Origin of the sequence: Streptomyces sp. DSM 15324 (assembly GCF_001514285.1) — a bacterium.
Classification (GTDB): domain Bacteria; phylum Actinomycetota; class Actinomycetes; order Streptomycetales; family Streptomycetaceae; genus Streptomyces.
The window spans coordinates 123,470-149,095 of sequence record NZ_KQ949029.1; the positions used below are offsets into that span (position 1 = coordinate 123,470).

A 25,626-nucleotide genomic window follows, 5' to 3' on the forward strand; every position below is an offset into this window, starting at 1 on the left:
CGCCAGACTGTCCGCCGACGGACCGCCCACCACCGAGCGGGCATGCCACCGATCGACAAGTGCCGGTTTCCTCCCGCGGGCGAGCTCCTGACACACTGTCGCCCTCGACACATCGGCAGGCGGCAGGACAGGCGGGGCGGGGTGCGCTCACACGACATGCGGGAACGGCCGGACGCTGCCGTCGTCACGGCGGCGCGGGCCGGGGACCGGCAGGCCTCGGAACAGCTGATACGGGACTGTCTGCCGTTGGTCTACAACATCGTCGGGCGGGCGCTGGACGGGCACGGCGACGTCGACGACGTGGTCCAGGAGACGATGCTGCGGGTCCTGCACGGGCTGCCGGGGCTACAGCAGCCGGACCGGTTCCGGTCCTGGCTCGTCGCCATCACCGTGCGACAGATCCGTGACCGGTGGCGCACGGGGCGCACCTGGCTCACCGCGCACCCCCTGGAGGAGTCCGCAGACGAAACAGACCCGCAGGCCGACTTCACCGACCTGGCGATTCTCCGGCTCGCACTGTCCGGCCAGCGGCGTGAAGCGGCGGAGGCGACCCGCTGGCTGGAGGACGAGGAACGCGAGGTACTCGCACTGTGGTGGATGGAGAGCGCCGGTGAACTCACCCGCGCCGAGCTCTCGGCGGCCTGCGGCCTCACACCGCAGCACACGGCGGTCCGCATCCAGCGGGTCAAGGAACGACTGCAAGCGGCGCGCACCGTGGTGCGAGCCGTGACGGCCTCGCCGCGCTGCCCGGACCTGGCCGCCGTGCTCACCTCGTGGGACGGGCGGCCCTCCGCCCTGTGGCGCAAGCGGCTGGCACGCCATGTCCGCGACTGTCCGCAGTGCCTGTTGCACTCCTCCGACCTGATACCGGCGGAGGGGCTGCTGGCCGGCCTCGCGCTGGTGCCGGTACCGCTTGCCCTGGCCGACCTGGTACTGGCCAGGGCTCTGGCGGCGCACTCGGCCGCGGCGAGCGTCGGCGCGGGCATGCGTACGGCGAGCGGTGCGAGCCGTAGAGCGCGGACGACAGCCAAGCTGGCCGCCAAGCCGGCCGCGGCGGCGGCCATGGGTGCCGTCACGCTCGCGGCCGCCGGTGTGGCCTGGCACACCGCCACCCAACCGCACGAACCCACCACGCGGCCCGCCGTCGCGGCCCCGCTGTCGCCCCCCGTCCCGTCCCTGCCTCCGCCCCTGCCAACGTCCCCCACACCCTCACCCACCCCCACACCTACACCCACACCCACACCGAAGTCGACGCCGACGGCATCCTCCCCGACGACGGCTGGGGTGCTGGTCCCGGGCCGGCATGCCCTGCGGTCGGTGGACAACCCCGACGACTATGTGAGCCAGTCCGGCCGGCTCGGCATCCTGGCCCAGGCCGGTCCCACCAGTTCGGCGGCCACCCGGCAGGCGGCCACCTTCACCTTCGTGCCCGGCCTGGCCGACCCCAGCTGCTACTCGCTCAGGGACACCACCGGCAGATACGTCCGGCACTACTCCTTCCGTATCCGGCTGGACCCCGACGACCGATCGGCCCTCTTCCGCAAGGACGCCACCTTCTGCCCCCGTTCCGGCTCCACCGACGGTTCGCTCTCCCTGGAGTCCTACAACTATCCAGGCCGCTACCTCCGCCACCGGGCCAACCTCCAGTTGTGGCTCGACCCCGCCCAGAACACAGCCGCGTACCGGGCCAGCCGCTCCTTCATCCTCGTGACACCCCCGACCTGACCCGACCCGTCACGCTGCTGCGGCCGAAGGCTCCGCGGATGGCCTGCGCGGCCGGAGCACCGCCGGACGCCGGGCACAATGGCCGTAGTAGATCTTGCCGTACGTCCATGCCGTGTACGGCGGACAGGAGATTGCGTCATGTCGATGATCCGGCTCACGGTCCCGTCGGGTTCCCTCACTCCGGAGGGCCGCAAGACCGTTCAGCGCGACCTGGCCGATGCGCTGCTGCGTTGCGAGGGAGCGCCCGACGCGGCCTTCTTCCGGGCCCAGTTGTGGAGTTACCTCGTCGAACTTCCCGAGGGGGCGCAGACCACCGCCGCGGACGACACCCCGCGCTTCCTCATCGACGTGACGGTCCCGCAGTTCGTGCTCTCCGAGGAGGGCAAGGACCGCCTCGTGGCGGAGGCCACCGGGATCGTACTGTCCGCTGCCGGACTCTCCCAGGCCGATGCGCCACGGGTCTGGGTACTGGTGCACGAGCAGCCCGACGGCACGTGGGGGGCGGGAGGCTCGATCGTCCGCCACGCCGACCTCGTGGCCCTCGCCCAGAAGCAGCGCGTCGACGAGTGACAGGATCGGCCGACGTGCTTCAACCCGGCTCGCCTCGGGACCCGGCAGTGACCCCTCCCCGGCTGATCACTTGTTTCGCCGGGCTCGCCCACCCGGTCAGGCGCTCCAGGTGCCGGCCGGGAACCTGCTGGCGGGCGAAGTCCAGCAGGCGCCGACAGCCGCGGGTGTTGGCCAGGGATATTGGTGCCGGCCAGGACGGCGCCGATGGAACTGACGGCGGGTGCGGCAAGGTGTCGCGGTGAGCGTCGACGCCGAGGACGCCGCAGCCGGCGAACGGTTCATCGCCGCCGCAGGCGACGCCGTCTCCCTGCACCGGATCGCACGCGCCGTCCGCGACCGGCTCGGCGACGCCGCCAGTGCCGTCCCGGCTACAGGGCTTCCGGACGAGACGGTACGCGCTTTCCCAGCCGGGCGAGGGGCAGATCAGGGTGAAGGTGAAGGCCGCGGGTGTCGGCCCGACCGACCTCGCCCTGCGATCGGGCCGGCTTGCCGCGGACCCGGAATCAGCCTCGGCCGTCGGCCGGGGCGAGGACGATGTCGAAGCGGACCTGTGTCCATGTGCCGTCGACGAGCCGCCCGTCGGGGGTCGGCGTGCCGGCCGGATGCCGGTGGAAGTCCTTGACCAGGGACTCCTTGACTCCGAAGACCGTGTCGGAGTCGAGTAGTTCGTCGCCCTGGACGAAGATGTGCGTGACCAGGGTTCGGCACTCGGGTGCCTCGACCATGAAGTGCAGGTGCGAGGCCCGCATCGGCGAGCGGCCGGTCGCCGCCAGCATCCTGCCCACGGGGCCGTCGTGCGGGATCGGGTACGGCGTCGGCGTGACGCCCCAGAAGCGGTAGCTTCCGTCGGCCTCCGTGAACACATGACCGCGGGCGGCCACGCGCTCGTCGTCGTACTGGACGTCGTAGAACCCGTCCTCGTCCGCCTCCCACACCTCGATCTTCGCCCCGGCGACCGGGTTCCCGTCGATGTCGGAGACGGACCCCTCGACCCAGCAGGGCTCGCCGGCGGCCCCGAACGACATGTCCCCGCCCGGCTCGATCCTCGGGGACCCCTCGACGAAGAAGGGGCCGACGACGGTGGCCTCGGTGGCGTCGCCGTAGGCCTCGTTGTTGATGGCGATCGTCTGCATCGATGCGCCGAGCGTGTCGGAGAGCAGGATGAACTCCTGGCGCCTGTCGTCGGTCAGACGGCCGACGGCGGTGAGGAACTCGATGCCCTTGCTCCACTCCTCCTCGGTGAGACGGACGTCGCGCAGGAAGGCGTGGAGGTGCTTGACGATCGCCTGCATCAACTCCTTCAGACGGGGGTCCTGGCAGGAGTCGAAGGAGCGCTGCACACGCGCGACCAGCTCCTCCTCGCGGGCCGTCTGCTCCAGGGAGACATCAGGAGTGGACAAGAGGGTCATACGGGGTCACTTCCTTCCCAGGCCGCGCGCAGTAGCGCGGTGAGGTTCTCCTCGGTGACAGCAGTGGGGTTGTCGACGGGGACGGCGGCGAGGACGGGCGCGACCGCCCGGGCGATGCCGTCCTCGGGCATGCCGTAGTCGCGCAGCGCGCGCGGGGCGTGGAGCGTCTCGCGCAGTGCGGTGAGTCCCGCCAGCGCGGTCGCGCTGCCGAAGGCCCGGGCGATGCGCCGCTCGGACTCCGGTACGGCCGGGGCGTTGAAGGCGAGCACGTGCGGCAGCACCACGGCGTGGGTCTGGGCGTGCGGGAGGTTGAACATGCCGCCCAGCACATGGCAGATCTTGTGGTGCATGCCCGAGCCGGCCGAGGCGAAGGCGACAGCGGCCAAGTAGGCGCCGTACAGCGTCTGTTCACGGCCCGCCGGCCCGGTCGGGTCGGCGGCCACAGCGGGCAGGCCCCGGGCCAGAGCGTGGATGCCCTCGGTCGCCAGGGCCCGGTCGATCGGGTCGGCGCGCGGCCCCCACAGGGAGTCGACGCAGTGGGCCAGGGCGTTGAGACCGCTGGCCACCGACATCTCCACCGGGAGGCTCAGCAGCAGCGAGGCGTCGTAGACGATCGAACGCGGCAGAACCCGGGCGTCGACGCCGGTTCTCTTCACCTCGCCCTCGGTCAGGCCCCAGACGTTCGTCGCCTCCGAACCGGCGTACGTGGTGGGCACGGCCACGATCGGCAGTCCGGTCGTCAGCGCCACCGCCTTGGCCAGGCCGGTCGTCGAGCCGCCGCCGACGCACACCAGCGCGTCCACGGCGCCCTCCGTCGCGGCCTTCCTGGCGCGGTCGGCCACGTCGACCGGGACGTGCATGACGACCTCGTCATGACGCACGCCCACCGGCAGGTCGGCGCCGATGCGGTCGGCGAGGGCGGCCTCCGCCGGTGCGGCGATGAGCATCACCTTCGTGGCCTTCAGCGCGGCCACCTCGGCGGCCACCGCGGCCGGCGCCGCGCCGGGGGCGAAGACGACCCGCTGCGGCAGGGTCTCGTGGATGAACCGCACGGTCACACCCTTCCGAGGAGCTGGGCAAGGGCGTCGCGCAGGGCCGCCTCGGGGTCGTCGGCGAGGCTCGTCGAGCGCCAGGCGACGTGCTTGTCGGGGCGCACCAGGATCGCGCCGGACTCCTCCACCTCCCGCAGCTTGGCCCAGTCGTAGTAGAGGTCCGTCACCTCGCGGCCGGGGCCGATCACCACGGTGGCGAGCGGGATGCCGAGGTCCTGCGCGACCTTCTTGGCCGCGCCGGCCCAGTCCTCGCCGGCGATACCCGTGAGCAGGGTCCAGCGGGTGTACGGCGCCAGGTCCATCAGGGCGAGCTTGGTGACGTTGTCGCCCACCCAGGCGTGCGGGAGGTGCGCACCGGGGCTGGTGGACATGACGTAGTAGAGGTCCTCGTCCCTGCTGGGGGCGGGGCGGGTGCCGTCGGAGATGACGGCGGCGGACTCGTAGAACTGACCGAGTTCGACCCCGTGCGCGTTGAACTCGTAGTTCTTGGTCTCCATCGCCGCCACCAGCGCGGCCCGCTTGGCCGCGCCCTCGGGGGTGTTGGCCTTCCGCTCCTCGATCAGGTCCCGCATCTCGTCCTCGTCCTCGGCGTCGAGGACGCCGAGGGCCTGGAAGATGTCGACGAACTCGCGGCTGGACCGGTTGGCGCGGCTGACGATCCGCTTCGCCACGGGTGCCCGCTCCACCGAGTACGTCTCCAGCAGCGACGGGTCGGCCTGCCCGCGCAGCACGGCCGCGAGCTTCCAGGCCAGGTTGTAGGAGTCCTGGACGCTGGTGTTGGAGCCCAGGCCGTTGCTCGGCGGATGACGGTGGATGGCGTCCCCGGCGCAGAAGACGCGGCCCTTGTGCAGGTGGGTGGCGTACATCTCGTTGTTGCCCCAGAGACTGGTACCGGTGATCTCGACCTCCAGGTCCGGGATCCCCAGCAGCTGCCGCACGATGCGGACCGCCTCGGCCTCGTCGACCACGGGGGGCTCGGAGTCGATGTCGTAGCCCCAGACGATGAGCCACTCGTTCCAGGGGCGGACCATCCGGACCAGGCCGGCGCCGATGCCGCCGACGTTGGCGCCCGGCTGGATCACCCAGTACAGGACCGAGGGCCGGTGGCCGACGTAGGAGGCGATGTCGGCCTTGAAGGTGATGTTCATCGACCCGGCGATGTCCATGGCGCCCTCGTAGGGCAGGCCGATGTCCTCGGCGACCCGGGAGCGGGCGCCGTCGGCGCCGATGAGGTACTTCGCCCGGATGTCGTACTCCTGGCCGGTGAGCCGGTCACGGACCCGGACCGTGACGCCCGTGTCGTCCTGTGCGTGCGAGAGGTACTCCGTGGAGAACCGGGTCTGGGTGCCGCGGACGGTGGCGTTCCTGACGAGGATCGGTTCGAGATAGGTCTGCGGGATGTCGACGGTGAGGCAGGGCGAGGCCAGCCGGTAGTCCGCCTCCCGGTCGGGCCGGGTGCCCCAGGTGTGGATACGGCCGATCTCCTCGCCCGCGATGGAGGTGCAGAAGACGGTGTCACCGACGAGGTCGTGGCCGGTGGCGTCGGCCAGCACCTGGTCCTCGATGCCCATGTCGCGGAAGATCTCCATCGCCCGCTGGTTGGTGATGTGCGCCCGGGGCGTGTTCGCGGTCCAGCGGTACTTGGTGATCACGATGTTGTCGATCCCCAGGGTCGACAGGAACAGCGCCGCCGAGGCGCCGGCCGGGCCGGAGCCGACGATCAGGACATCGGTCTCGACGTACGACGATGTCGGGAGTCCGGTCTCTCGCTGACCGTCGCTGAACTCGGGCATGGGGTGTCTCGCCTTCTTCTCGCGGTGCTCTGAAGGCAGCGTGCCCCCGGCCGCGACCGCGTGGGGCGGGACGCGGCGGAGGACGGCCGAAATCCGTATGCCGCGGTGTCGCGAGGGTGCTTCGTCGCTGTGACGCCCGCAGTCGCGTGTCCGTTCGGTTCAGTCCCGCCTCGCGGCTGTGCGGCGCAACTCGCCCGCGGTGATGCCGAACCGGGCGTGGAAGGTCTGCGAGAAGTGGGCCACCGAGCTGAATCCGCACCTGGTCGCCACTGTCGCCGTGCGCACCTCGGCGGCGTCCGGTCCGGTCAGCAGGCCGTAGGCGGCTTCGAGGCGGCGGCCGAGCACGTAACGCGGGAACGTCGTGCCGGCGTCGGCGAAGACGCGGGTGAGCTGACGGACGCTGATGCCGACCGCGCCGGCGACCTCGGGGGCCGACAGGCGCGGATCGTGCAGACGGTCCTCGACAAGGGCGCAGGCGAGCGCGCGGTGGACGACGGGCGGGCGGGTGGCCCCGTCGCTCACGAGCACGGAGGCGAGGTCGACGAGAGCCTGCTCGTCGGGCCGGGTCGCGCCCTCGACACCGATGGCGCGTCCGACGAGGCGGGCGAGCGCGCGGCCGTACGGGCTGCTCTCGTCACGCCGGACGATGAGCGGTTCTCCGACGTGCCCGCCGTCCGGCAGCGCACCGCGGTCCACGCGCACCGCGAGTTCGTCCAGACCACGGCCGAACCCCCGGACGAAACTGCCGTCCGCGTCGCAGACCAGGACGTCACCGGGGCGGATGACCTGCCGCCGGCCGGCCTGCTGGAACAGCGCCTCCCCGCGCAGGGAGACGTAGATCGCGACGGAACCCGTGGGCCGCCGTTCGATGAGGTCGGCGGGACGCTCGACCATGTGGGCCGTGGTGCGGACACGCGCCACATGCACCCTCCCGAGGTCGAGGTTGTCCTCGCGCGCCCGGAAGTCCCCGCCGCCCGGTGTACGGCACATCAGGGCGATCAGGGCGTCGGCGTTGTGCTCCTCCCAGGCTCGCAGCCGCTCCGCCGGCGGAAGGTGTGCCGTCGAGAACACCTTCGCCGGACGGGGCGCTGCAGGGGGTGCCGTGTGCATGGTTCAGAGAGTAGGTCCGCGATCGAGGGATCCCAACCCGTCAGACCACGAGCGCGACGAAAGCAGGCGTCAAGGCGGCGCCGCGGGCGGCGCCCGGCGCACCTCGCTCGGCCACCGCCACCAGGGTGGTGGCCTTTGTCGACGTCGCCGTGGGGGCGGTCGGGGGTAGCAGGGCCGTCCGGGGGCCACCAGGGCGCCCGGCACGTGGTGTGCCTGCGGACGCGGTCGCCGGTGCGGCGGCAGGCTCAGCGGGGGTGCTGCGCCCTCGCGGTGTCGGTGGCGAGCAATCGGCCTGCCAGCGCCGCGGTCCGACGCAGCCAGGTGTGGGCGGGGTCCCGTTCGTGCATGGGGTGCCACCACAGGGTCTCGACCAGTACGCCCAGTTCGATGGCGAGATCCAGGACGACCATGCCACTGGTGTTGTCGAAGTGATGGGTGATCCGTTCGGGCACCAGGCTCAGCCGGTCGGTGCCCGCGATGAGATGGGGTACGGCGAGGAAGCCTTCGGTCGTGATCTCGACTCGCGGCTCGATGCCGTGATCGCGCAGGCGGCGTAGCGAGGGAAGGATCACCGTGGGATGGAAGAACGGCAGCACCCAGGGCCGCCCGGCGAGTTCCGTCACGCTCGTGACGCCCCCCTCTGAGGTGTCGGCCGCGGCGACGCACACCCAGCGGTCCTGGAACAGGTCGAGTGACGGCAGTTGCGCCAGGAGCCCCTGGGGGAGCACGAGGGCGTCGACCGTGCGCAGATTGTCGTGGGCGCGCTGGACGAAGGCCTCGGTGCTGTGCCGGAACCGCAGGCGCACCCCAGGAGCCGCTTCGCTGACGAGGTCGGCCAAAGTCCGTCCGAAGGTGGGGAGTTGGCAGTCGGACAGCACCAGGGTGAATTCGTGCTCGGCGGTGGCGGGATCGAAGTCTGCCCGTGTCCGAAAGACCCGGTCCGTCCAGTTGAGGGCCTCCGTCGTGTTCTCGGAGAGGCGCTCGGCCAGGGGAGTCAGCTCGTAGGCGTTGCCCACTCTGGTCAGAAGCTCGTCGCCGAAGTGGCGTCGCAGCCGGGCCAGAGCCGTGCTCAGGGTGGGCTGGCTCAGGCCGAGCCGCTGGGCCGCTCGCGTCACGCTGCGTTCCTGCAACAGGGCGTCCAGTGACACCAGGAGGTTCAGGTCCAGGGTCATCGGCCCCTCCGCACGGTATCGGTGTTCCCAATGTGCAGCATAGGCAACTTCGGCTTCCCCGATACCTGCGGGGCGGACGAGAGTGGCGGTACGGGCTCCTTGAGGACCTGAAGGACGTACAGGTCCCCCCGTTCACCCGAAAAAGGACCGACCATGCCGTCGTTTCACGTACTGATCGCCGGAGGAGGCATCGGCGGGCTCTGTCTGGCCCAGGGCCTGCGCAAGGCCGGCATCGACTGCACCCTGTTCGAGGCCGCCGAGGACATCGCGCTCGCCGGCTACCGGCTGCACATGAACGGCGCGGGCGGCCGGGCACTGCGGGAGTGCCTGCCCGACACCCTCTACGAGCTGTACATGCAGACTTCCCGCACCACTCCACGCCGGGAGGTTTTCGTTCAACTCGACCACCAAGGAAACGAGTTGGGTGCCCGCCCGCACATCGGCCCGCCCAACGACCCGGTGCGGCCGCACACCGCGGTGAACCGGCGCACCCTGCGGCAGATCATGGCGGTCGGTCTGGAGGACGTGATCCGCTTCGGTCGTGCCGTCACCGGCTTCGAGCACGACGGCGGCCAGGTGCGGGTCCACCTGGACGACGGCTCCTCGGCCACCGGTGACGTCCTCGTGGCGGCCGACGGCATCAACTCGGTGATCCGGCGTCAACTCCTGCCCGGGGTACCCGTCGTGGAGACCCACATTCTGGGCATGTACGCGACCGCTCCGCTCACCGCCGACCTGGCCGCCGCCCTGCCGGAAGCCCTCTTCGACGGTTTCGCCGCCGCCTCCGGCCCGGACGGAGCGTTGATCGTCTACGGCGTCTACCAGCCCCGCCGCCCCGTCGCCGAGGCGGCCGCCGACCTGGCGCCGGGTGCCCGCATCGACCCGGTCGACCCGTACCTCATGGTGAACCTGGGGATCATGCCGGGGAGCCCGTTCGGGCGCGAGGTCCCGGACCTGTGGAAGGCGTCCGCCGAAGAGCGTCACAGGGTGATGCGCCGGGCTGTCCGGGGCTGGGATCCGGCCCTGGCCGAGGCCGTCGCACGCATCACCCCCTCGACTCTCTTCCCGGTGGCGGTACGGCACTTGGAGCCGGCCGACCCCTGGGCCACATCCACGGTCACGCTGCTCGGCGACGCCATCCACGCCATGCCGCCCACCTTCGGCGCCGGCGCCAACAACGCGCTGCGGGACGCCGCCGCCCTGACCCGGGCGCTCACGGCGGCGGTACGCGGCGAAGTCCCTCTGCTCAAGGCCGTCGCGGAGTACGAGGCCGAGATGCGCGCCGAGGTGTTTCCCATCCTGCGTGCCTCCGCCGACCCGCGCGCCTACGACGCCGACTTCCTGCCGGACGAACTCGCCGTCCCCAGCCGCGACTGACCGCGGCTTCCGCGCACATCCCACTCCGAGGAGATTCATCATGCCCATCGAGGAAGACGTCGAGTTCGCCGTGCCCGGAGCGACCCTGAGGGGCAGGCTCTTCCGCCCCGGGGGCAGCGCCGGCACCCCCCTCCCGGTCGCGGTCCTGCAGGGCGGACTCGGCGGTCCCGCCGAGTCCGTGTTCCCCATGGCCCAGGGCTTCACCGACGCCGGACTGGCCTGCCTGATCTACGACCACCGCTGCACCGGGTACAGCGACGGTGAGCCCCGCCAGCTCTTCGACCCCTGGCAGCAGTGCCGCGACCTGCGCCATGTCATCACCCACCTGACGCTGCGCGACGACATCGACGCCGGCCGCATCGGCCTGTGGGGCATCAGCATCGGCGGCGCCAACTCCCTGTTCACCGCCGCCATGGACCGTCGGGTCGCCGCCGTGGTGAGCCTCATCCCGCCGGTCAGCGGCTGGAGCGCCCGTAAGCTCCAGCCCACCGGCACGATGGCCGAACTGGACGCCCTCATCCCGGACGACCGCCAGGCACAACTGCGCGGTGAAACCGCCGCCACCCTCCGCCTGCACGGCAGGCCCGAGCCCGGCAGGCCGGTGATGTTCAGCGACGAGGAAGGTCTTGAATTCGTGGAGAACATGATCCAGGGCCTGCCCAGCTTCAGCAACGAGATCACCGTCTCCACCCTGGACCACCTGTTCGAGATGGAAGTGCGCGCCTACGCCGAGCGCATCACCGCTCCCCTGCTCATGATCCTCGCCTCCAAGGACACCGTGGCGCCGGCCGAGGAGGCCCGCGAGATGTTCGCCAGGGTTCCCGAACCCAAGGAACTCATCGAGTACGAGGGCCAGCACTACGAGATCCTCTCGAAGCACCTTCCCGAGATCGTCTCCCGCAGCGCGGGATGGCTCGGCCGGACCCTGAAGCGGTGACGCCCGCCCCCTCATGCGCGGAGGTGCCGGGCTGTGGGCCTCGTCACCGGCAGGGGTCGGCTGGTGCCCCGGGCGCGTTAGTCATCGGCGCGCCGACGCGGTAGGTGACGTGGAGCCGGCCAGGCCGTCGCCGTGGGCGATCTCGATCGCGGCGCCCCCGACGGCGACCCCGTCGGCGTCGCCGTCGGCTCGCCCTCACGGGCTCGGTCCACGGCAGCCGTTACCGCTCCACCTGCCCGTCTCCCCTCGACCGGCTCCCCGACCGAGAAGCCGCCGAGCCGCACGCGACTTCCCCGTCGCCGGCCTCCAGCTCGCCGAACGGCTCGGAGACCGGGGCGCCGACCCCGGCGGACGGCGTCAAGGCCGCCTCGTGGGCGGCCTCAGCGCCTCGCTGATCGCGGTCGGCGTCGTCGTCCCGGCCGCCGCGATCGGCTGCCTGTTCCGTGCGCCGAAGACACCGCCGACAACCGGCCGACTCCAGCCGCCTGCGCGGCGCGGCACACCGGTCGACGGCACGTCGTCAGTGAGGGCTTTCGCCAGGGTGACGGGCCGGGGTCAGCCCACCGCGGCTGTCGGCCACACGGCGTACTGCCGCAAGCCGTACATCAGTGGCGCGGCGGCGTCCCGGTACGCGGTCACCTCCAGGACCTCGCCGAACACCACGCTGTGGTCGCCCACCGGCTTGATGGCGGTCACCTTGCAGTCCGCCACCGTGCGGGCGTGGTCGGGCAGGTGAGGACCGGCTGCTGCGGGGCCGGTTCTCCAGGGCACCCGCTCGAAGCGGTCCGGTACGCCCGAGGCGAACCGTTCTGCCACCGGCCTCCCTCCGTCGTGCAGCAGGTTGACGGCGAAGGATCCGCGCTGCTCGACCGCGCGCAGCGTGGGGCTCCCCTCTCTCATGCAGACCAGCAGGGTCGGGGGATCCAGGGCTACGCTGCTCAGCGAGGAGCAGGTCATGCCTCGTGGTCCGCCTTCGAGGTCGAACGTGGTGACGACGACGACACCGGTCGGGAATCCTGACATCAACGAGCGGAAGTCCTCCGCCTGGGCCGACTCGACGGGCCTGGTGCTCACCGTGCACTCCTCGGGGATCGCAGCGGCCGCTGGCCGCCGGGCTTCGTGATCGCATCGGCCGGCCGTCGACGGCAACCGTCCGTGCGGCCGGCACCGGGCCGGGAGGATCCTGTCGTCGCACTCCCACCGGATGTACGACGACAGGATTCGGGGCGTGTGGTGCTGCGAGCGGCGTCGTACGTGCCGTGCCGTCGTACGTCCGCGGGGCGTGCCCGTGACCTTCCCGCGCCGCCGGAGCGGCTCACCGGATCGCGTCCCGTGGCACTAGGACGTTGCTTCCGGGCGGAGTTCGCCCGCCGTGGCTTCCGGCTCGGGGCCGGGTGCCACCGTCGTACCGCTGCTCTGCCCCCGCAGCAGTACGGCTGCCGCGACCGCGCCCAGGGCCGCACCCGCCGCAGCCACCAGGACCGCTGTGTGCAGCCCGTCCGCCATCAGGTCACCCACCGAGCGCAGAACGCTCTGCCTGATGTCGGCGGGCAGGGCCTCGGCACCGCCCGACTGCCCGTGTTCGATGGCGTCGGCCAGTTTCTCCCGGGCGGCGGCCGGCAGCGGAACCGTGGCCAGCACGTCCGGCAGCCGTGAGTGCAGTCGCTGCTGGACCACGGTGCCCGAGAGGGCCACACCGAAGACGGCCCCGACCTGGCGGCAGGTCTGGGACATCCCCGAGGCCACGCCCGCCTGTTCCGGCGGGACCGCCGACAGCAGCGCCACCGTGGCAGGTGCCCCGACCACGGACACGCCGGTACCGATCAGGACCAGGGGCCACCAGTACGTTCCGAAACCGCTGTCGGCCTCCATGCCGACCAGCCCGACGAATCCGCCGACCGCCACCAGGGAACCGGCCACGACGGCGAGCCGGGTGCCCAGGCGGGCGGCCACGGCCGGCGCCAGCAAGGACGCCACCGTGATGGAGGCGGTGAGCGCCAGGAGGCGCAGACCGGTCTGCACGGGGGTGAGCCCGTTCACCTGTTGCAGGAACAGGGTGAGCAGGAAGATGACCCCGTACAGGCCGAAGAAGCCGAAGAAGTTCACCGAGCAGGTCATCAGGACGACCCGGTGGCGCAGCAGGGCCAGCGGCAGCATGGGGTGCGGGGTGCGGCTCTCCCAGCGCAGGCATCCCCCGAGCACCAGCACCGAGCCGGCGAGCAGCCCGACGATCAGGGGGGATCCCCAGCCCCGGCGGCCGGCCTCGATCAGGGCGTAGGCCATCGCGCCGATGCCGGTGACGAACAGCAGCTGACCGATCCAGTCGGCCCGCCGGCCGGCCCCCGCCGTGCCGGGCTCGGGCCGGGTCCGGCCGAGCGGCAGCAGAGCGGCCAGTGCCCCCAGTGCGATGACGCCGATCGGCAGGTTGATCCAGAAGATGCTCTGCCAGGAGTACGCGTCGACGAGCAGCCCGCCGACGATCGGGCCGGCGGCCAGGGCGACGCCGCCGACCCCGGCCCAGGTCGCCACCGCCGAGGCTCGCGCCCGTTCCTCGGTGTAGAGCTGACGGATCAGGGCCAGCGAGACGGTGATCATGACCGCGCCGAAGACGCCCTGCACGGCCCTCGCCACCAGCAGCGCCTCGATGCCGGTGGCGAGCGCGCAGGCCACCGACGCGCCGGTGAAGCCGGTCAGGCCGACCAGGAAGACCCGGCCGCGCCCCAGGGAGTCCCCGAGCGTGCCGGCCGTCAGCAGGAAACAGGCGAAGGTGAGGACGTAGATGTCGAAGACCCACTGGAGGTCCGACACCCCGATGTCCATCTTCTCCTGCATGTCGGGGAGAGCCACTCCCACGACGGTGCTGTCCAGGTAGACCATGACGACACCGGCGCAGATGAAGGCCAGGCGCAACGGGCGCGGGCCGCGCCCCTGCGGCGCCCGGGCCGTCACGAGCCGACGACCGCAGTGTCTCGGTGGCTGCTGGTGAGCTCGATGTCCTCTCCGAGCAGACCGCGCAGGATGAGTCCGATGCTGTCGATGAGGGCGCGCATGGCGACCGGGTTGATGATCGGCTCCAGGCTGGGGATGCCCATGTCGAACTCGCAGGAGAACAGCACCACGACGTCGTCGCCGGCCTGCTGGACGTCCCAGCTGCCGTCGAACCGGGCGAAGTCCCCGGTGAGTTGCTCGAAGGTGATGGTCCGCGCGGCGGCGTCGACGACGTCCCGTTCGGTCCAGTGCAGGACACCGCCACGGAAGTTCACCGCCCAGGCGGAGTCGACGGTGCCGGCGTCGTCGGCGGTCACCGTGACCTCACGGACGGCGTCGGTGTGGTCGGCGTACCGCTCGAAGTCTCGGACGCGCTCGAACACCTCGTCCGCGTTCCGACCGGAGAGCAGTCCTTCGACACGTATGAAGCAGGGCATGGGGGTTCCTTCCAGGAGTTCGTACAGCAGGGGCCCGGCCGGCGGCGGCCGGGGTCAGCCCAGGACCAGCGGTCCGCCGGCGAAGGCCGTGCACAGTGCCTGGCTGGACCAGGCGCGCGACGGCGGGTGGAATTTCAGGGCGGCCGCGCACGCGGCCAGGTACGACGTCTCGTCACTGGAGACGTACGACATGCCGCCGAGCGCCTCCAGGCAGCGCGGCACGACGCGGTCGATCGTGTCCTGGACCGAGAACCGGACCACCAGCGACTGGAGCAGTTCGGCCTGTCCCACGGGACCGTCGCCGTCCAGGGGGGACGCGGCGCCGACGATGGCTCCCATCGCGGCCTCCAGTTCCACCAGGATCCGGGCCCGCTCGGCGACGTCCGTCCGGTCCCGTTCGAGGACCCGCTCCGCGAGTGCGCTGGCCATGCCCAGGTAGGAGGCCGCCATCATCAGTTCGAACCAGATGAAGCCGACGTTCTGGATTCCGTCCAGGCTGCCGTCCTCACCCAGCTCGGTGCGGACCACCATGTCCGAGGGCACCCTGACGTCCTGGAGCCGCACTTCGTCGCTCTCGGCGCCCGCCAGCGCGGCGGTACCCCAGAAGGGGTGCACGGAGATGCCGGGGGTGGTGGCGGAGATCAGTGCCACGGCGAGCTGCGGACCGTTGTCGGTGTCGAGGGTCACGGACGCCGTCAGCAGATCCATCGAGGCGGACAGGCTGCAGGGCTTCTTGACCCCGTTGAGGACGATGTCCTCGCCGTCCTGTCGGGCTGTGATGGAGGACGCCAGGATCGACTGCCCCGACCTGCCCTCGGCGAATCCGGAAGCCATCAGCAGCTTCTGGTCGGCCACGGCCTCCAGCAGCATCCACTCCAGTCCCTTGGTGGCCTCGTACGCCTGGATGAGGCCGGCGACGGAGAAGTGGTGCATGGTGGTGGCCACCGCCAGGGACGGGCTGCGCGAGGCCAGGGCCCGCTGCAGCCGTACGGCCTGTACCGCGCTCGCCCCCAGGCCCCGGTGCTCCTCCGGCACCACCAGCCCGGGGCCTCCCGCTTCCTTGAAGAGGGTCAGCGCGGGGCCCTGCGGCCGTTCCCGTTCGTTCAGCGGGAGAGCGGCCAGCCGGTCGTCCAGGCCGGGCAGGAACGTCTCCAGAGTCGAGCGCTCTGGCTCAAGAAACCGCATCACTGTCTCCTGCGGGTCCGTGCCAGGGCTTGCCCGCGAGCGTACTGTCGATCCATCGGCCGATCTCCCTGGCGATCGGCTCGGGCCGGTTGGCCCAGGCGGTGTGGCTGAGTCGTTCGGCGTGGTGCCAGCGGGACACTTCAGCGCTCCGCAGCAGTCCGCACAGGGCGTCCACCGCTCCTGGCGGGGCCAGCAGGTCGTTGCCGACCGACACCGCCAGCACCGGCAGCCGCAGGTCCGCGATCAGCTGTTCGTAGTCGACGTCGGCGCCGGTCGGGCGGTAGCGGCCGGTACGGGCCATCCGCGCCCAGTCGCCGACCAGGACCCGGGACTGACGGCCGGCGAAGCCCAGGACGTCACCGGGCCAGTAGCCGCGCAGTCGGGCGACACCCGCGACGGTGTTGGTGCCCAGGAGCGGAATCAGCCCGGTCAGTCCCGGATAGGTGCGAAAGTGCGGCGTACCCGCCGCGACCAGCAGCATGCCGTCGAGTTCGGCCGGCTGCCTGGCCGCGTACATCAGGCCGATCTGCCCACCGAGGCTGTGCCCCAACAGGAACACCGCGCTGTCCGGCGCCCGTTCGCGCAGGGCGCCGAACACCGCCGGGTAGTCCACGGTGGCCAGCTCGTGATAGCCGTACCGGGCCGAAGCGTCCGGGCGGGGCCGGCTGTCTCCGTAGCCACGAAGATCAGCCACCGCCACGCCCAGGCCGTGCGCCGACAGCGCGGCGGCGAAGCGCCGGTAGAACCGCGCCCGTACACCGAGCGCCGGCCATACCACCACCAGCGGGGCCCCGGCCGGACCCGGCCAGTGCAGCACCGCCAGCTCGGCTCCGGCCGGCAGTTGCACGACCAGCCGATCCGGCTCGTCGCCCGCCGAAGGACGTTCGGCCCGGTCGGTCACTCGCCCATCCCCATGTAGGCCAGGCGGGTGGTCTGGGTCTCGGCGGACCATTGCAGGGCCGTGGCGATCCGCTCGTCCGGGGTGCTGTCCAGCAGCCGGCGGCCCGGCCAGATCTCGTGGTCGCCGATGACGTCGGCGATCTGCTCGATGCCGGCCTGGAACAGCTCCTCCCGGCGCTGCAGCACGGCGAGCACCGGCAGCTTGCCCCACAGCTCGTTGCCGCGCCGGACCACGTCCGCCAGGTGCGGCTTGAGCGACGGGTCACGCTCCAGGTGCCGCTTGACGATCTCACTGCCGACGGTCAGATGCCGGATCTCGTCGATGCCGGCTCCGCGCTCCACGCTCGCCGCCGCGGGATCGACGATCTTCCACTTGTGCTCGCTGAGTTCACCGGTGGGCGCCAGCACCCCCTCGACCAGGATGGTGAGAACGGCGACCCCGGAGACGAAGGCGTGCGGCCCGTTCATCACCTCCAGACCGAACTCCTCCAGCGGGTCGAGGACGCCTCGCTGGTGCTCGCCGGCGTACTCCTCGATGACGTCGTCGAGTTCCGCCTCCGCAACGCCGATCTCCAGCATGTGCGCACGGAACGCCTGAGCGTGCCGGGCCTCGTCGATGAGCTGGGTGGCGTAGAACTCCATGGACTTCACGTCGGGAGCGTTCTGCACCAGGGAGGTGATGGCTCGTGCGGCCTTGTCCTCGGCGATGGAGCGGAAGGAGAACTCGAAGAGGAGCGCGTCGCGCAGCGGGCCGGGCTTCAGCATGTACTCCGGCGTGACGGCGTCCGGGTGGTGGCCGTTGACGAGCCCCTTGAGCGTGCCCTGGGCGACGTTGGCGATCCAGTAGTCCAGGTCGCACTGCTCCGGGCTGAGCCTGAGCTCACGGGCCCCCTCCAGCACGTTGGGGGCCAGGTCCCAGTCCGCCTCGGGTGCGATGTTCGTCGTCATCCTGTGGTCCTTGAGATCGTCGGTTCAGATTGCGTTGGTAATGCGGAACAGTTGCCAGAGGGGGGAGGGCCGGGGGCCGCCTCTGAAGGCCACGTACTCGGGTTCGATCACGTGCGGCGCCCATTTGAGCTTGAACGCCTGCTGGGACCGGGCCGGGTAGACGAAGGTGCCCCGCTCGGCGATCAGCCGCACCATGCGGCCGAGGACCGCGCTGGCGTTGGCCGGCTCGGTGCCGAGTCCGGCGAACGGGGTCAGGCCCAGGTGGAGCCATTCGGCTCCTTCCTCGGTGAAGGCCTGGAGCGCGGCGAAGTTGATCAGCTCGATCGTGCCGACCGATGCCTCGGGGGTGCGTCGGGTCAGGTCGTACAGCCAGCCGGGACGGCTGCCGTACGACGGCGAGTAGGAGACGTAGCCGATCACGGCCCCGTCCCGCTCGGCCACGAACAGCCGCCGGTGAGGGGTGCCCCGGCCGGTGCGTTCGCCGACCAGGAAGGTCATCCGTTTGACGTGCCAGCCCTTGTCGCGCAGCCATCTGCGGTCGATCTCGTCCAGTGCGGGCGGCGGATCGGCCGCCGGTACCTCACGGACCGACACGCCCTCACGTCTCGCGCGGGCCATGTTCTGCCGGATCTTCGCCAGAGCCTTGCCCTTCAGCGAGAAGCGGGTCAGGTCGACGCTGTACGAACTGCCCAGCTGGTTGACCGTCCAGTCCGCTCCGGCGAACAGGTCCAGGTCCGCGGCCCGGACCTGGACGGCCACCAGCCGCTGCCGGCCGGTGACCACCCGCTTCTGGAAGTCGGCCAGGAGCGCGGCGCGGTGCTCGGCGGGCGCGAACGGCCCGCCGAAGACGAACACCGTCCCGCCGCGGCGCCGGTAGGGGATGACACCGGGCACGGATGCGGAGGTGAAGTGCTCGACGCCGTCGTTGTAGGCAAGGTACCCGCTGGGGTGGTCGGCGTAGGCGGCGATGCTCTCCAGCGCGTCCGGCGGCGCGGCCGTCATACGGGCTGCACCTCGCCCTTCTGCGCGGCGTGGAAGGCCTTCTGGCGGCCGGTCTCGAAGTGCTCGAACGGCTCCGGTATCGGCTTGGCGTAGTTGCCCAGGAGGCCTCGGTCGCCGAACAGGTGCAGCGGGACGACCAGCAGGGCCCACTCCGGGCCGACCAGCCATGCCCACAGCAGGATCACGGCGCCCGCGGACAGCCAGGTGTGCATGACGTTGTACAGGATGTGGAACACCGGGTGGATCTTCCCGTCCCTGGACAGGGTGTAGGCGATCAGGCCCGGGATGTAGCCGATGATGTCGATGTAGGCGAACAGCAGGATCGCCGGCCCCCAGCGCACCTCGTCGATGTGCCACAGAAAGGCGACGGCGGCCACGGCGAAGGCGCCGAGGTATTCCGCCCGTGTGGTGCGGTAGTTCTGCCGGTGCCCGAAGGCTTGTTCCGCGCTCATGGTTTCCTTCCAACACCCGGGCGGTCAGGCCGTGGCGTAGAGCTGGTACCGGTTCTGGATCATGTGGCGGATGGAGGCCCGCCATGCGTTCTCGCTGGCCTTGACGTCCGCCGCGGACTCGCAGCCGGGGATCTCGGCCAGCGAGCTGGGGATGGGGTGCTCGTGGAAGAGCACGGCGGTCATGTCCAGCAGCCGGTCGAGCCGTGTCTTCGCCCAGTCGGGTACCACGTCGAAGAACGCGGGTCGCACCAGGCGTTCGACGATGTCGGGGGCGAGGACCCGCAGGGGGTTGACCGTGATGCCGAGGGCGGCCGCCTCTTCGATGATCACTTCGGTCAGCCGGGCGGAGGTGAGGGCGTGGGAGCCGCTGCTGATCCAGTACTCTCCGTCCCGGACGTCCTGGTCGAGCAGTGTCACGATGGCCTGGGCCACCACGTCCTGGGGGACGAAGTCGACGTAGCCCGTGGGGTGGCTGGGTACGAAGGGCAGCCGGTTGCGCAGCACGTTGTGTGCGAAGGTGTGCAGCCCCTGCGTTTCGGAGATCTCGCCGGTGACGGAGTCCCCGATGATGATCGACGGGCGTACGATCACGGCCTGTGCGCCGCTGTCCCGGACGATCTTCTCGCCGGCGACCTTGGAACTCACGTACAGCGAGGGGCTGCTGTTGGCGCGGCCGGCCTGCTCGCCGCCTGCCGCCCGGATCTCCTCGGCGCGCGAGACGTAGGCGGTGCTGACGTGGACGAGCGGTGCGTCGGCGTCGAGGGCGAACTGTGACATCCGGCGGGCGCCCTGCACGTTGAGGGTTTCCATCTCCTCAGCGGTGCTGCTGAACTTCACCATGCCCGCGGCGTGGATCACGACGTCCACCTCGGAGCAGAGCTTGCTGTACTCGGCTTCGTCGAGGCCCAGCAGGGGCTGGGAGACGTCGCCGTACACCACCTCGGCGCAGTCGGCGGGGGGTTTTCGGTGGGCGAGGGCGATGACGCGGTGGTGCTTCAGCTGCGGTACGAGCGCGGTACCGAGCACTCCGGAACCGCCGGTGAGCAGGACAGTCTTGTCTGACATGTGGGGGCTCTTTCGGAGCTGTGGGGTCGGGGGGAGTCTCAGAATCTCTTCGCCATGGCGGTCAGCGCGTCGTCCATCGCTTCCAGCAGCTGGGTCTCCTCGTCCGGGGAGAGCACGGCGGGCGGGGTGACGCGCACGACCGGGTGCGCGTTGAGCGAGTGGTTGACCACCACGTGACGGTCCACCAGCTCCAGGAGCAGTTCACCGGCCTGGCTGGCGTCGACGAGTTCGATTCCGATGAGCAGACCGGCACCGCGCACTTCGCGGACCAGGTGGGGGGCCCGGTCGGCGGCGATGGCGCGCAGGCCGTCCAGCAGCCGGGCGCCCGTCTCGGCGGCCCGGTCGACCAGGTGCTCGTCGCGGATCACTTCGATGGTGGCACGGGCCGCGGCCATCGCGATGGGGGCCCCGGAGTAGGTGGACGTGTGCAGGAAGGGGTCGGAGTCGAAGGGCGCGAACGCCTCCGGGGTGGCCAGCGCGGCCGATACCGGGACCACGCCCCCGGACAGGGCCTTCCCGATCAGCAGGACGTCCGGCCGCACCTCCTCGAGGTCGCAGCCCCACCAGGCGCCGAGCCGTCCCAGTCCGGTCATCACCTCATCGACCACCAGGAAGGCGTTGTGCTCGCGGCACAGGGCTGCCACTTCCTTGAGGTAGCCGGGCGGCGGCATGATCACGCCGGCCTCGCTCTGTACCGGTTCGAGCACGACGCAGGCGTCGTCGCCCTCGGCCAGGGCTGCGGCCAGCGCCGCCGTGTCGCCGAAGGGTACGTGCTCCACGTCGGGCAGGAGAGGCCGGAACGGATCCTGGTAGAAGGACTTCGCCGTCAGCGACAGGGCTCCGACGGTCTTGCCGTGATAGCCGTTCTCCATCGAGATCAGCCGGCGCTTCCCGTGCGCCCTGGCAAGCTTGATGGCCGTCTCCGTGGCTTCGGTACCGGATCCGGAGAAATGGACCCTGTCCAGCCCTGCCGGTGCGACCGAGGTCAGCGCCTGGGCGGCGAGGCCGACCACGGGGTCGAGGAAAAGACGGGTGGAAAGGGCCTGCTTTTCCGCCTGCCGCTGTACGGCTGTGACGATGTGCGGGTGCCCGGCTCCGGTGAAGAAGACACCGTAGCCGCCGCAGTTGAGGAATTCCTGGCCATCGGTGGTGGTGACGCGGGCGCCGGAAGCGGAGTGCTCGACGAGACTGCCGAACATCGCGGCGAGTTGGCTGCGTCCTTTGCTCAGGTGTGCACGGTGCAGGGCGATCGCTTCGCCGGTGGAAATATCGCCGGCCTTCACGGATGCATTCATTCTGGCGTTTTTCTCCAGGGAGGTGGTTCGTCGTTCGCCGTCCGCGGACGGGGCCTCACACTCGCTCCACCACCGCCTTGAGCCTGGCGAGTGTGGCGCGCATGCCCTCCCGGTTGGCGGCGGAGCGGCGCTTGGGCGGGGTGCCCGTGAAGACCAGGCCGAGGAGCTTGGCGGCCGGGGCGCTGCGGCCTGTTCTCAGGTCCACCCAGTACTCCGTCACCAGGCAGCCGGAGTCGTGGTCCTCGAAGCGGTAGCCCCACAGGGCGACCGGCATGCCGAACGTACTCACCGAGAAGGCGAAGTCACGTGCCTTCTCGGCGCGTATGACGGTGCATGAGGTGAACCAGAACCACAGTCGCCTGCGATTCCATCCGATGAACCGTGTGCCCGCCTCGAAGTGCCGGCTTCGGGACCAGACACCCACACACTCGGGACTCCACTCACCCATGCGCCGGAGATCACTCACCGCGCGGTAGACGGATTCTGCGGAAGCCGTGACGAGAATCGTCTCCTCGACTCTCGCTGGGTGTTTCATCGACGCTCCAAAGGCCTGCGTGAGGTGTCATTGGCGGACGAGATCAGGATCAACCGGCTCTGCGCGCGAGGATTTGCTCATGGAATGCCTGGACTACAGAGACGGTCACGCAAGGAGCTACGTGTGAGGTGTGTGTATCGAGAACTGGAATCCGATAGATGGGCAGGTTCCCTGCGGGGAGATCACGCTGGCAACTCTAGTGAACCCCATTGAAGAGTCAAGTAGCGGTATGTCGGGCTAGGGGAACCCTCAAACCCTTCCAAAACAGTGGCGTACGCCCGGGAAACATCAAAATTCAGCCACGCCGCGACCATCACGGCCTCCGGTCGGCGCGCTACAGGAAACCGCAGGTGAACCGACTTCGGGGCTCAATCCGGACGTCACACCCCCTCACCAATGTCCCCAATGGGAATAAATACACCGTCGCGCCGGCGGCCTGAATGGCTGAAACGCATTGTCGGTGACACGTGTCGGCCTCCTCGCGCTTCTCTGCCATTCGCCAGGAGTTCAAAGTGCCGGAGCTCAAAGAGGCGCGGCGCAATGCGCCCTTGCTCGTCAGGAAAGGCCGACCCTCGAAAGGTCTCGTGGACGGCTGCGCGATGCAGACGATGTCCGCCTCGATCGCGGCGACGGCCTTCTTCGTCCTGGGCGGCGCCCGCGAAGAAGTACGGGAGGTCGCATCCGGACCACGTATGAGGGTCGCCCAGCGCCGGTGACGCGCTCGACCGCGGAGATCACGTTCTCCCGCACGAGGCCTGGGTTGGGCCGGCCTCCGCGGACCCGGTCACGGACGGCGCCGATGGTGCGGGACAGCCCGCCGCCCATGTCGTACACACCCGGGATCTACGGGCGGCGGTACGCGCCACCTTCACGAGGACGAGCTCGGCGATCGAGTCCGGCCGAGGTCCGCGGCCGGCTGGTCGGCTCGGGTGGCGCCGGTGGAGACGGCCGTGGTGCCCGTAAGAGACCGGCGGCGGGTGTGCTCCGGCCTGGCCCGCCGGCCGGCCAGACTGGGCCGCCAACCGTCAACTACCCTACTGTTACTCTGACTTGACTGATCGACAAGCGCCACCGCACGGCAACATCTGGTACCCCTGACGGGAGACAGCAGCACGTGGACACCACCGCACCGCGCACGGCCGAGAGCATTGCCGCACGCTTCCACGACGTCGACTCGTCCGGCGTCCCCGAGGACTTCATCTCCTATCTGCAGAAGATGGAGGAGAGCGAGAGCGGCCGCGCGGTGCGGGAGATCACCTACCGCGCCCTGGAGGCCGCCGAGGGCAGGGGAACGGACGTAGGGTGCGGCGCCGGCCGCGCCGTCGCGGATCTCGCACGGCTCGGTAAGGACGCCGTCGGGGTCGACAGCAGCCAGGCCATGGTCGACGCGGCCCTGGCCAGGTTCCCGCACTGTCGCGTCGTCAGGGGGAGCGCCTTCGAGCTGCCCTTCGAGGACGGTGAACTGTCCTGGTACCGCTCCGAGCGGACGTTCCTCCACTTCGGCGATCCCGCCGAGGCACTGTCCGAAGCCCGCAGGGTGCTGAAGCCGGGCGGGACCATCGTTCTCGCGGACCCCGATCTCGGGTCGATGGCGGTGAGTTCGCGGATCACGGAGACCACCGACGCGGTCAAGAAGGCGTTCTGCTCGGCCGTCCCCAATCCCCACGCCGGCACCCGAAGCGCCGGTCACCTCGCCGACGCCGGATTCACCGACATCGAGGTCGTTCCCGTCATGGCGGCCCTGAGCGACCACGCGTCCGCGTTCGACGTGGTACTGGAGCCGGCCCTGACGGCGGCTCTCGCACAAGGCGTCGTCAGCGAGGAGGAGGCGGCGCGGTGGAAGGACGACCTGAGCGATCTCTCTCGCCGGAACGCCTTCACCGCGACGGCGACCTTCTTCGTCACCACCGCCCGCCTGGCGTCGTAGGGTGGTCCCGGGCTGCGTCGGGGGCAGCCCGGGACCGGCATAGCCGTCCACTACCTGCCGCAGGCCGGCCTCAGTGGTCAGCCGAGCGGAGCTGAAGCTGTACCCGGAGCTGGTTCTTCCGTACCTTGCCGATCTCGTTGCGTGGCAGTGCGGGCAGGATTTCCAGGCGGGACGGCAGGCACCATTCGCTCATGCCGAGCCCGCCGAGCCAGTCGCGCAGGCCTTCGAGGGTGGGCGTTCGCTCCCCCGCGACGACGACCGCGCAGGCGAGCTCGCCGCCGTGGCCGTCCGGGTAGCCGACCAGGGCGACGTCCCGGACGTCGGGGTGGTCCAGCAGGGCCGACTCGACGTCACTGACCGGGATCATGATGACGCCGATCCGGTCTTCGGCCCGGCCGTGCAGCCGGATGCCGCCGTGGCCGTCCGGTGCCGCGAGGTCACCGGTGTCGTACCAGCCGTCGTCGTGCTCGGCGAGCACCGTCAACCGACCGTCGTCCCGGCCCCAGGTGGCCAGACACAGCGAAGGGCTGCGGACGAAGAGACGCCCTGGTTGGTCGTCGCTGATCGGGTGGTCGGCCCGCAGGTCGATCTCGTGGCCGGGGGCGCAGCGCCCGACGGTACGTCCGGCCAGGTCCGGGTGTTCTCCGGAGCGGGTGAAGGTGTTGGCGCCCTCCGTCATGCCCCAGCCCACGTCCAGCGGGATTCCGAAGGTCTCGGTCACCCTCCTGAACAGTGGCTGCGGAACCGTGGTGCCTCCTGCGCGGATGAGCCGCACGGTGGGCAGTCGCAGCGACGTGCGTTCCATCGCGTCGATCAGGGAGGACAGGAAGACGGGGACGATGACCATCCAGCTGACGCCGGCCTCGGCCAGGAAGGGGATGACGGCCTCCGGCTCCCAGATGTCGGTCATGACCGCGCAGGCACCGCGGTGCAGCGGCATGAAGATCCCCATGCTGAGGCCGACGATGTGCGTCGCCGCGTTCGGTGAGTAGACGCGGCTGCCGGGGCCGATGCCGTCGGCGGCCGCGACCGGGGCGTACCAGGCGTACGAGGTGTTGAGGGTGTGCAGCACGGCCTTCGGCTCGCCGGAGGTACCGGAGGTGAACAGCACCAGGGAGACCCGGTCCGGGTCCACGACGGACGGATCCGGCAGGGTGCTGTGCTCCGTGTCCTCGAAGTAGTCGCGGAAGTCGAGTTCCCCCTCCGAGGTCCGCTCGCCGAGCACCACACGGTGGCGCAGTTCGGGCAGCCGGGGCGCCATCTCGGCCAGTGCCGCGGCGTGCTCGAAGTCGTCCCACCGGTCGATGGTCACGCAGACGACGGCATCCAGGCGGCGGAGCATCCGCTCCAGCTCACGGGGGCGGAACGCGCACATGATCGGTGCGGCTACGGCCCCGAGCCGGGCGCAGGCCAGTACCAGCGGTCCGACCTGCCAGCGGTTCGGCAACTGCATCGCGACGACCTGACCGCTGCGCACCCCCAGCGCGTGCAGCGCGGCGGCGAAGCGGTCCACATGATCGGCGTACTGCGAGTAGCTCAGCTGTATGAGGCCCCGGCCGGCCTCCGACACCAGAAGGGCGGGGGCGTCGGGGGTCTCGGCGCGCCACCGCGCCAGGTCGTCCAGGATGGTGCCGGCGCGCCAGAGCTCCTCCTTGCGGTACTTCTCCGCGATGGTGTCGGATGGGCGCAACGTGGTGATCGGGTTCACAATGTCCACTTCCCGTAGGATGAACTCGTCGTCGTCGTA

22 protein-coding genes and 1 pseudogene are annotated in these 25,626 nt (G+C 70.6%); 5 read left to right on the forward strand and 18 right to left on the reverse strand.

Annotated features, from left to right (window positions below):
* The first annotated feature begins 141 nt into the window (after positions 1 to 141).
* Positions 142 to 1,725, forward strand: coding sequence for a sigma-70 family RNA polymerase sigma factor (locus AQJ58_RS22590; RefSeq protein WP_079079118.1), 1,584 nt, complete (start codon positions 142 to 144; stop codon positions 1,723 to 1,725).
* 138 nt (positions 1,726 to 1,863) lie between these two features.
* Positions 1,864 to 2,295, forward strand: a complete 432-nt coding sequence (locus tag AQJ58_RS22595; RefSeq protein WP_067252823.1) for a tautomerase family protein — start codon at positions 1,864 to 1,866, stop codon at positions 2,293 to 2,295.
* 503 nt (positions 2,296 to 2,798) lie between these two features.
* On the opposite strand, the gene AQJ58_RS22600 is transcribed toward AQJ58_RS22595, so the two are convergent.
* The 5 genes from AQJ58_RS22600 to AQJ58_RS22620 form a co-directional block, all read right to left on the reverse strand.
* Entirely contained in the window at positions 2,799 to 3,704 is a 906-nt protein-coding gene (locus AQJ58_RS22600) for a dioxygenase family protein (protein ID WP_067252825.1), read from the reverse strand.
* A complete protein-coding gene (locus AQJ58_RS22605) occupies positions 3,701 to 4,756 on the reverse strand; it encodes a maleylacetate reductase (RefSeq protein WP_067253392.1) in 1,056 nt (351 codons plus the stop codon). The genes AQJ58_RS22600 and AQJ58_RS22605 overlap by 4 nt, the downstream gene beginning before the upstream one ends.
* A 2-nt stretch (positions 4,757 to 4,758) precedes the next feature.
* The gene (locus tag AQJ58_RS22610) at positions 4,759 to 6,549 is read right to left on the reverse strand and encodes an FAD-dependent oxidoreductase (protein ID WP_067252826.1); all 1,791 of its coding nucleotides are present in this window, start codon (positions 6,547 to 6,549) and stop codon (positions 4,759 to 4,761) included.
* A 159-nt stretch (positions 6,550 to 6,708) separates the two neighbouring features.
* Entirely contained in the window at positions 6,709 to 7,659 is a 951-nt protein-coding gene (locus AQJ58_RS22615; RefSeq protein ID WP_067252828.1) for a helix-turn-helix domain-containing protein, read from the reverse strand.
* A gap of 245 nt (positions 7,660 to 7,904) precedes the next feature.
* Positions 7,905 to 8,831, reverse strand: a complete 927-nt coding sequence (locus AQJ58_RS22620; RefSeq protein ID WP_067252830.1) for a LysR family transcriptional regulator — start codon at positions 8,829 to 8,831, stop codon at positions 7,905 to 7,907.
* Positions 8,832 to 8,984: 153 nt separating this feature from the next.
* Between AQJ58_RS22620 and AQJ58_RS22625 the strand changes: the two genes are divergently transcribed.
* Positions 8,985 to 10,208 (forward strand): FAD-dependent oxidoreductase, encoded by a 1,224-nt coding sequence (locus AQJ58_RS22625; RefSeq protein WP_067252831.1) that lies wholly within the window; start codon positions 8,985 to 8,987, stop codon positions 10,206 to 10,208.
* Between the two features lie 40 nt (positions 10,209 to 10,248).
* A complete protein-coding gene (locus tag AQJ58_RS22630; protein WP_067252833.1) occupies positions 10,249 to 11,145 on the forward strand; it encodes an alpha/beta hydrolase in 897 nt (298 codons plus the stop codon).
* Positions 11,146 to 11,700: 555 nt separating this feature from the next.
* Here AQJ58_RS22630 and AQJ58_RS22635 read toward each other — a convergent pair.
* The 12 genes and pseudogenes from AQJ58_RS22635 to AQJ58_RS44615 form a co-directional block, all read right to left on the reverse strand.
* Positions 11,701 to 12,219 carry a flavin reductase family protein gene (locus AQJ58_RS22635; RefSeq protein WP_234360235.1) on the reverse strand — a complete coding sequence of 173 codons (519 nt, stop codon included), beginning with the start codon at positions 12,217 to 12,219 and terminating at the stop codon, positions 11,701 to 11,703.
* Between the two features lie 264 nt (positions 12,220 to 12,483).
* Positions 12,484 to 14,094 carry an MFS transporter gene (locus AQJ58_RS22640; protein WP_067252834.1) on the reverse strand — a complete coding sequence of 537 codons (1,611 nt, stop codon included), beginning with the start codon at positions 14,092 to 14,094 and terminating at the stop codon, positions 12,484 to 12,486.
* Positions 14,091 to 14,570: a type II toxin-antitoxin system RatA family toxin gene (locus tag AQJ58_RS22645; protein WP_067252836.1), complete on the reverse strand. Its 480-nt coding sequence runs from the start codon at positions 14,568 to 14,570 to the stop codon at positions 14,091 to 14,093. Before AQJ58_RS22645 ends, AQJ58_RS22640 begins: the two co-directional genes overlap by 4 nt.
* 54 nt (positions 14,571 to 14,624) lie before the next feature.
* The gene (locus AQJ58_RS22650; protein WP_067252837.1) at positions 14,625 to 15,755 is read right to left on the reverse strand and encodes an acyl-CoA dehydrogenase family protein; all 1,131 of its coding nucleotides are present in this window, start codon (positions 15,753 to 15,755) and stop codon (positions 14,625 to 14,627) included.
* Entirely contained in the window at positions 15,742 to 16,656 is a 915-nt protein-coding gene (locus AQJ58_RS22655; RefSeq protein ID WP_067252839.1) for an alpha/beta hydrolase family protein, read from the reverse strand. The genes AQJ58_RS22650 and AQJ58_RS22655 overlap by 14 nt, the downstream gene beginning before the upstream one ends.
* The gene (locus tag AQJ58_RS22660) at positions 16,653 to 17,603 is read right to left on the reverse strand and encodes a ferritin family protein (RefSeq protein WP_067252841.1); all 951 of its coding nucleotides are present in this window, start codon (positions 17,601 to 17,603) and stop codon (positions 16,653 to 16,655) included. The genes AQJ58_RS22655 and AQJ58_RS22660 overlap by 4 nt, the downstream gene beginning before the upstream one ends.
* 24 nt (positions 17,604 to 17,627) lie before the next feature.
* Complete coding sequence (locus AQJ58_RS22665) at positions 17,628 to 18,605, reverse strand: bifunctional lysylphosphatidylglycerol flippase/synthetase MprF (RefSeq protein ID WP_067252842.1); 978 nt, start codon at positions 18,603 to 18,605, stop codon at positions 17,628 to 17,630.
* Complete coding sequence (locus tag AQJ58_RS22670) at positions 18,602 to 19,057, reverse strand: hypothetical protein (protein ID WP_067252844.1); 456 nt, start codon at positions 19,055 to 19,057, stop codon at positions 18,602 to 18,604. The genes AQJ58_RS22665 and AQJ58_RS22670 overlap by 4 nt, the downstream gene beginning before the upstream one ends.
* A gap of 24 nt (positions 19,058 to 19,081) precedes the next feature.
* Positions 19,082 to 20,122 (reverse strand): SDR family oxidoreductase, encoded by a 1,041-nt coding sequence (locus tag AQJ58_RS22675; RefSeq protein WP_067252845.1) that lies wholly within the window; start codon positions 20,120 to 20,122, stop codon positions 19,082 to 19,084.
* Between the two features lie 38 nt (positions 20,123 to 20,160).
* Entirely contained in the window at positions 20,161 to 21,417 is a 1,257-nt protein-coding gene (locus AQJ58_RS22680; protein ID WP_067252848.1) for an aspartate aminotransferase family protein, read from the reverse strand.
* A 55-nt stretch (positions 21,418 to 21,472) separates the two neighbouring features.
* Positions 21,473 to 21,952 carry an SRPBCC family protein gene (locus AQJ58_RS22685; RefSeq protein ID WP_067252849.1) on the reverse strand — a complete coding sequence of 160 codons (480 nt, stop codon included), beginning with the start codon at positions 21,950 to 21,952 and terminating at the stop codon, positions 21,473 to 21,475.
* Positions 21,953 to 22,711: 759 nt separating this feature from the next.
* A pseudogene (locus AQJ58_RS44615) lies at positions 22,712 to 22,961 on the reverse strand (Asp23/Gls24 family envelope stress response protein); the annotation flags it as partial.
* Between the two features lie 105 nt (positions 22,962 to 23,066).
* On the opposite strand from AQJ58_RS44615, the gene AQJ58_RS22690 reads away from it, so the two are divergent.
* Positions 23,067 to 23,879 carry a methyltransferase domain-containing protein gene (locus AQJ58_RS22690; protein ID WP_067252851.1) on the forward strand — a complete coding sequence of 271 codons (813 nt, stop codon included), beginning with the start codon at positions 23,067 to 23,069 and terminating at the stop codon, positions 23,877 to 23,879.
* Between the two features lie 70 nt (positions 23,880 to 23,949).
* Here AQJ58_RS22690 and AQJ58_RS22695 read toward each other — a convergent pair whose 3' ends face one another.
* Positions 23,950 to 25,596: an AMP-binding protein gene (locus AQJ58_RS22695; protein ID WP_079079120.1), complete on the reverse strand. Its 1,647-nt coding sequence runs from the start codon at positions 25,594 to 25,596 to the stop codon at positions 23,950 to 23,952.
* Between the last annotated feature and the right edge of the window lie 30 nt (positions 25,597 to 25,626).